At 57.1% G+C, this 6,436-nt stretch carries 6 protein-coding genes; all 6 read left to right on the top strand.

All coding sequences use genetic code 11. The features are described 5' to 3' along the window. Nucleotides 1-226, top strand: a 226-nt coding sequence (locus WB402_RS11660; RefSeq protein WP_424208035.1) for a hypothetical protein, incomplete at its 5' end; no start/stop codon positions are given. 204 nt (nucleotides 227-430) lie between these two features. Further along, entirely contained in the window at nucleotides 431-694 is a 264-nt protein-coding gene (locus WB402_RS11655; RefSeq protein WP_424208033.1) for a hypothetical protein, read from the top strand. Nucleotides 695-1,157: 463 nt separating this feature from the next. Then, entirely contained in the window at nucleotides 1,158-3,830 is a 2,673-nt protein-coding gene (locus WB402_RS11650; protein WP_424208031.1) for a PAS domain S-box protein, read from the top strand. Next, the gene (locus WB402_RS11645; RefSeq protein WP_424208029.1) at nucleotides 3,830-4,462 is read left to right on the top strand and encodes a response regulator transcription factor; all 633 of its coding nucleotides are present in this window, start codon (nucleotides 3,830-3,832) and stop codon (nucleotides 4,460-4,462) included. Before WB402_RS11650 ends, WB402_RS11645 begins: the two co-directional genes overlap by 1 nt. A gap of 176 nt (nucleotides 4,463-4,638) precedes the next feature. Next, entirely contained in the window at nucleotides 4,639-5,037 is a 399-nt protein-coding gene (locus tag WB402_RS11640) for a response regulator transcription factor (protein WP_424208028.1), read from the top strand. Nucleotides 5,038-5,466: 429 nt separating this feature from the next. Next, nucleotides 5,467-6,252, top strand: coding sequence for a hypothetical protein (locus WB402_RS11635; RefSeq protein WP_424208026.1), 786 nt, complete (start codon nucleotides 5,467-5,469; stop codon nucleotides 6,250-6,252). Nucleotides 6,253-6,436 lie beyond the last annotated feature (184 nt).

The raw sequence follows: 6,436 nt of genomic DNA, 5'->3' as shown, positions 1-6,436 counted from the left end.
CGCCAAAGCCTACAACAGCGGCGCCATGACCGACCAGCAGGCGCAGCCCCTGATCAAAGAGATGCTCGACGTCGAGGCGTCCGAGGCGGCCATGCGCAAATCCTATGCGGCGAAGCTTGGCAAAGTGCTGCCCGCAAAGAAGGTGGCGCGCTATCTGCAGATTGAAAACAAAATCCGCGCCGCCATCCGATTCAATATTGCCGACCAGATTCCGCTGGTTCAGTGACGCGAACGCTTTGCGCCGTTCAGAGGCCAACGCGCGCTGCTTTGGCTTCGATGGAGTAGTGCACAGATTTGTTTGAATTGGCATACTCCGGCGATCTCGAAGATCCAATCAGCGCGGAAACGGACGGCTCTCGATTCTGTGGATGAGGGCTGTTCGTAGTTTTTTTCCTAAGACATCGAGACGGCCACTTTTCCGTTTCGTGAAGTGCATCATGTTGTCGACATGGCGCTGGCCGCGTTACGAGGCGTCGGCGCCTTGTTCGCCGTGGGTATCCTGAACGGAGAGGATATCACTGGCGCCATGAAGACCGCGGCAATACCACTGGCACTGCTCTTCAGCGGCATGGTGTCGACCACGGAGCTATTCGAGCGCATCGGCGCTGTCTTCCTGCGCGCGACGCAGGAATGTGGCAAGCGATTCCTGTTGTTGTTGATCGCGCTGGTTGCGCCGTGTGCGTTTTTTTCCTGAATGCCACCAAGGTCATTCTGCTTGCCAACATCCCCGGCCGCCTCGACCTTGATGGTCCAGGGTTACTTGGTGGCGGCGGCAGTGGTGCACGAGGCGGCGCATGCCGCCCATTTCACCGGCTGGTCCGCGAGCGCCATTCCGCTGTTCATTTGTACACTAGCGCCCGGCGAGCCTGCTTTTCGGCCGCCTGGATGGACTAAAAAGCCAGATATCTTGCCAACCGATTCATCCAGTTGCCTGCTTTTCCTTATCCGGGTCTGATTTGATTCACATCAATAATATATGTAGTTTATTAAGGTTTGATTATATTGGTCTTAGTCCAGACAATAGGGTACGGCTGCAAGAGAAAACTATGGTTAAAGGTTCCGGCAGGAGAGGGCAGGATTTCGTCTAAAAATACACGCGCCCGGCGAGGGTAACCGTCGGGAAGCCGCGACAACCGTAGAGCCAGGGAGATTTGCTTGTGGAGATCGTTGAGCGAAGGCGGTTGAACGACTCATCGCTAAAAGGCGAGACGCGATTCCGCGCCATCTTCTCCCGAGCGAGCGTTGGCATCGCGCTGATTGACAGGGGCGGACATGCCATCGAAGGCAATCCGGCGCTCCGGCGCATGCTCGGTTACACGTCCGATGAGCTGCGCATGATGGCATTTCACGAATTCGTGCACCCCGAGGACGTTGATCCGTGCGTCGCGCTGTTTCAGGAGATGCTCGCCGGAAAATATAATCACTACCAGATCGAAAAACGCTTCCTCTGCAAAAGCGGCGAAATCATGTGGGGCCAGCTCAGCATGTCAATGCTGCGCGAAAAAGAGGACGGCCCGGCTTTCGGCGTCGCCATTCTCGAGGACATCACCGAACACAGGCTCGCCGAGCAATCGCAGCGCGAGAGCGAAGCGCGATTCCGACTGCTGGCGGATTCGGCGCCGGTACTGATCTGGATGTCAGGCACGGACAAACGCTGCACTTACTTCAACCGCCGCTGGCTGGAGTTCACCGGGCGGACCATGGAACAGGAACTGGGCGACGGCTGGGCCGAGGGCGTTCATCCGGAGGACCTGCAGCGCTGCGTGGATACCTATGAGCGCGCGTTCGATGCACGCGAACCATTCACCATGGAGTACCGGCTGCGCCGTCATGACGGCGAATATCGCTGGATCCTGGATTCTGGCAGCCCCCAGTTTGGAGACGACCAACGCTTTGCCGGTTACATCGGTTCCTGCATTGACATCACCGAACGCAAGCGCGCGGAGGAGGAGCATCTTCTCCTCGTAGCAGTTGTCGAATCATCCAACGATGCCATCTTCAGCCTGACAGCCGAGCGAACGATTCGGACCTGGAACCCCGCGGCGGAAAAGCTGTTCGGTTATTCCGCCGGGGAGATCGTGGGGCAGAACATTTCAATTCTCGCCCCGCCGGATCGCCGGGATAAGGCATCGGTCGTCTTCGAAAAAATACGCGCGGGACTATCGCTCGATCGGTTTGAAACGATATGCCGGCACAAAGACGGCACGTCGATCGAGATCTCGCTCAATGTCGCACCGATCCGAAACGAACAGGGTCAAATCACCGGCGCTTCGGCCGTGGTGCGCGATATCACCGGACGCAAACGGGCGGAAGAGGCCCTCCAGCAAAGCGAATTCAAATTCCGGGCACTGTTTGAATCGAACGTCGTACCATTGTCGTTCTGGCACGTGGACGGTCGTATCCTCGATGCCAATGACGCTTATCTGCGGCTCACCGGCTTCAGTCGCGCGGAACTGGAGGCGGGTCAGGTCCGCTGGGACAAGCTGACCGCGCCCGGTTATTCCCATCTCGACCGGCACGCGATCGAGGAGTTCGCGACGGGAAAAAATATCATCGCTTCCTACGAGAAAGAGTACATGCTGCGTGACGGGCGGCGAATTCCCGTAATGATCTCGATCACGCTGTTGCCCGGATGCAGCGACCGGGGCGTAGGCATGTCGATCGATTTGACCGAGCAGAAGCGTTCGCAGGAGCGACTGGAGGAGAGCCAGGCGCAGATCAAGGAAGAACGGGCTTTCCTGAGGCAAGTCCTCGACATCACGCCTAACCTGATCTTTGCCAAGGACCATCAGGGCCGGTTTACTCTGGCCAATCAGGCCGTTGCCGACATCTATGGCACGACCGTCGAGGCCCTGATCGGAAAAACGGACGCGGATTTCAATCGCAGCGAAGAAGAAGTCGAGTTGTTTCGCCGGATGGACCTCGAAGTCATGGATTCGTTGCAGGAGCGATTTATCGCCGAAGAACATATTACCGACGCTACCGGAAAAGTCCATTGGCTGCAGACTGTCAAGCGACCCATTCTGGACGCGAACGGGACGGCGAATCAGGTTCTCGGCTCGGCTACCGACATCACCGCGCGTAAACACACGGAAATGGAAATGGCGCAGCAGCGCAACGAACTGGCCCACCTCGCGCGCGTCGCCATGATGGGTGAAATGACGGCATCACTCGCGCACGAACTCAATCAGCCGTTGACCGCGATTCTGAGCAACGCCCAGACAGCCCAGCGCCTGCTGGATGACTCCGCGCCCGACATGGAGGAAATACGTGAGATTCTCGACGATGTTGTGTCCGACGATAAGCGTGCCGGTGAGATAATCCGGAGTTTGCGCAACTTGATGAAGAAGAGCGAGCTGAAATCCGAGGCGCTCGACCTTAACAGCGTTATTCTCGAGGTCATCGAGCTTATCCGCAGCGATGCTCTTATCAAGAATGTCTCGGTTGCGGCACAGTTGGCCCCGGCACTGCCCGCCGTGCGCGGAGACCGGATTCAGTTGCACCAGATCATGCTGAACCTCACGATTAACGCCCTTGACGCCATGAAGGGCATTCCTGTCAGTGAACGGAGATTGGAAATCGCCACCAGGCGCATCAATGCGCACTCGGTAGAGGTCGCGGTGGAGGATGCCGGCACGGGTATTCCTCCTGATCAGGTCGACAAGGTGTTTGAGCCGTTCTTTACCAGTAAATCCCACGGTCTGGGGATGGGACTGGCTATCTGCCGTTCCATTATCAATATGCATGGCGGGCGTATCTGGGCGACGAACAATCCCGGCGGTGGAGTGACACTTCGATTTGTTCTGCCCATCAACGATGATTCGACATAATGACTGAAGCCGCACCGATAGTATTTGTCGTGGATGACGACCCCTCCGTGCGCAAGAGCCTGGGGCGTCTGCTTAAAACCGCCGGTTACCTCGCGGAGACGTTTGCCTCCGCCGGGGAATTCATGCGGCGCGACGCCTACCCGGGGCCGTCTTGCCTGGTGCTGGACGTGCAATTGCCCGACCTGAACGGGCTGGAATTGCAGCAAACACTGGCAGGAACCTTCCATTCTCTCCCCGTTATTTTCATCAGCGGTCACGGTGATATTCCCACTAGCGTTCGCGCGATGAAGAACGGCGCCGTGGATTTTCTCCCCAAGCCGTTCGCAGCGCAGGATCTTATGCGCGTAGTAGGAGATGCTCTGGAACGCAGCCGCCGGGAACAGAAGCATCATCTTGAGATCTCCATTATCCAGGAGCGTCTTGCCCGCCTGACCCCGCGGGAATACGAAGTGCTATGCGGTGTCGTTGCCGGCAAGCCGAATAAACAGATTGCCTCGGAATTGGCGGTAGGGGAGAAAACCGTCAAAGTCCATCGTGGACGCGTGATGGAGAAGATGGGCGCCCACTCTGTCGCTGATCTGGTGCGGGCGGTCGAGAAGGGTAATGCGATACCCTCCCCCCTCCGCGATTGACCCCTTTTTTCCTACTTCCGCGAGGTTATCCAGCAGCCGGCTGCTTTGATTGAGTCAAGGCAGACCAATGCCATCCCCCCGCAAATTCATTTCACCATGTGGTTCGTATTGGACGAAGGTCCTATATTTTTTTTCCGGGACTTCAGTAAGCTTCGGGACTTAGCGCGAGGTCCTTGATGACCAGCTCCCGTATGCTCATGGCGGTAATAGACGACGATGCGCCCGTGCGCAAGGCGTTGACGCGCCTGCTGCGCGCCTGCGGGTATGAGGTGGAAGCGTTCGCGTCCGGCGCCGAGTTCCTCGAATCCTCCCACACCGGGGCACCGGACTGTCTGGTGCTGGACGTGCACATGCCCTCGGTCAGCGGGCTGGATGTGCAGGCGGCGCTGCTGGACCGCGGCATACACGTACCGATTATTTTCATCACCGCCTTCGATGACAACGCCATGCGTGAACGCGCGCTGCAAAAGGGCGCCGTGGCCTACCTGCGCAAGCCACTGACGGAGCAGACTCTGCTCGCTGCGATTGCGACGGCAGTTGGCCCAAAGCGCAAACATGACCAGGCGCCCGGGTAATTGCGTCAAGGGCCATATGGGACCTTGGTCCAATGGCGAACCGCCGGGTAATGGTATAGAACCTCATCTTTCGTCTCTCTCCTCCTGAGTCTGTTAACCTCCCTGTGAGACGAAAGTTTGCCCTCCGCCCGACGGAGGGTTTCTTTTTTTTATGGCCTGGAAATAAGCTGACGACAGCGGTACGCCACGGGCCTGCTTTTCTCTCGCCGGCGGTGGGTACTGCGGTTATTGGACCAAAGTCTAATGGTTTTCGACCTTAATATTCCCGAAAATCCATCTCTAATCCGAGCAGCGAATTCGCATTCGAATTTGAGGCGAAGACGAAGAACCATCGGAGAGCAAACCATCGGTAACCCTCGCGTAAGACGCGAACATGCCGGTTTCCGAATGAAGCCCCCGCTTTTAGAACATTAGAAAGGACAACATACGATGCGACCACTCAATGCCGTAATCCTGCCATTCGCGCTCCTGGGGTGTGGCTTCAGTCTGACCGGTATGGCTGACGAGGGCGGTGCATGGGAGTACGAAGTGACGCCCTATTTTCTTGCGGCGGGGCTGAACGGCACCGTTGGGATTCGTGGGGTCAAGGCGGACTTGGACATGCCTTTCAGCGATATCCGGAACGATCTCAAATCAGGTCTTATGGGGCTGTTCACGGCACGCCAGGGGCGCTGGATGTATGGTCTGGAGGGCGTGTACTTCAAGATCCAGGATGAAGGCTCGAAAACAGTGACCGGTCCATTTGGGAACGTGAGCGTGAATGGCGCGCTGCAAGTCACAACCTCCATGTATATTTATCAAGGAACGGTTGGATATCGTTTACTCGATGAAAAAACCAAGCTCGATGTGATAGGCGCATTGCGCTACACCAGGCTGGTAGCCGCTGCGGACGTGAAGATTACGACGGTGCCGGGGATTGTATTCCCGGGCGGCGCGCCGACTGCAAGCGGTCACGAGAATTGGACCGATGCCGTGGTGGGACTGATTGTGAACCAACCTATTGCCGACAACTGGTGGTTGACTGGTTATGTGGACGCAGGCGCGGGCGGTTCGGATTTCACATACCAGGTGATCGCCGGCGTGAATTGGATGTATGCCAAGGACTTCACTGCCAAGGTGGGTTATCGCCAGTTGTACTGGGATTACGAAAATAATGGAACTGTTTGGAAAATGACTGCCGCCGGTCCCTACCTTGGACTGGGTATACGCTTTTAAGAATCCATAACAAAAAAATCAGACAGGATTCAGCATCGGCACATCCACTGTGAATACTGCTCGAATCTTCACGTGGCCATCGTTTACACGTCTCGTGTTCGCCGTCTGTCTTGTCGCAATCGGCCGCGCCGGTTTTGCCGCCGAGCCGGCGGATCTCGCGCGCTGCGCGGAGCTCAAGAGCGAC

The organism is Sulfuricaulis sp. (assembly GCF_049587675.1).
Classification (GTDB): Bacteria; Pseudomonadota; Gammaproteobacteria; order Acidiferrobacterales; family Sulfurifustaceae; genus Sulfuricaulis.
This window is presented reverse-complemented; position numbering and strand designations above follow the sequence as displayed.

What these genes read in the sequence shown, in the direction of transcription:
- WB402_RS11645 (WP_424208029.1), top strand. Translation starts at nt 3,830, where the DNA reads ATGACTGAAGCCGCACCGATAGTATTTGTCGTGGATGACGACCCCTCC.
- WB402_RS11640 (WP_424208028.1), top strand. Translation starts at nt 4,639, where the DNA reads ATGACCAGCTCCCGTATGCTCATGGCGGTAATAGACGACGATGCGCCC.
- WB402_RS11635 (WP_424208026.1), top strand. Translation starts at nt 5,467, where the DNA reads ATGCGACCACTCAATGCCGTAATCCTGCCATTCGCGCTCCTGGGGTGT.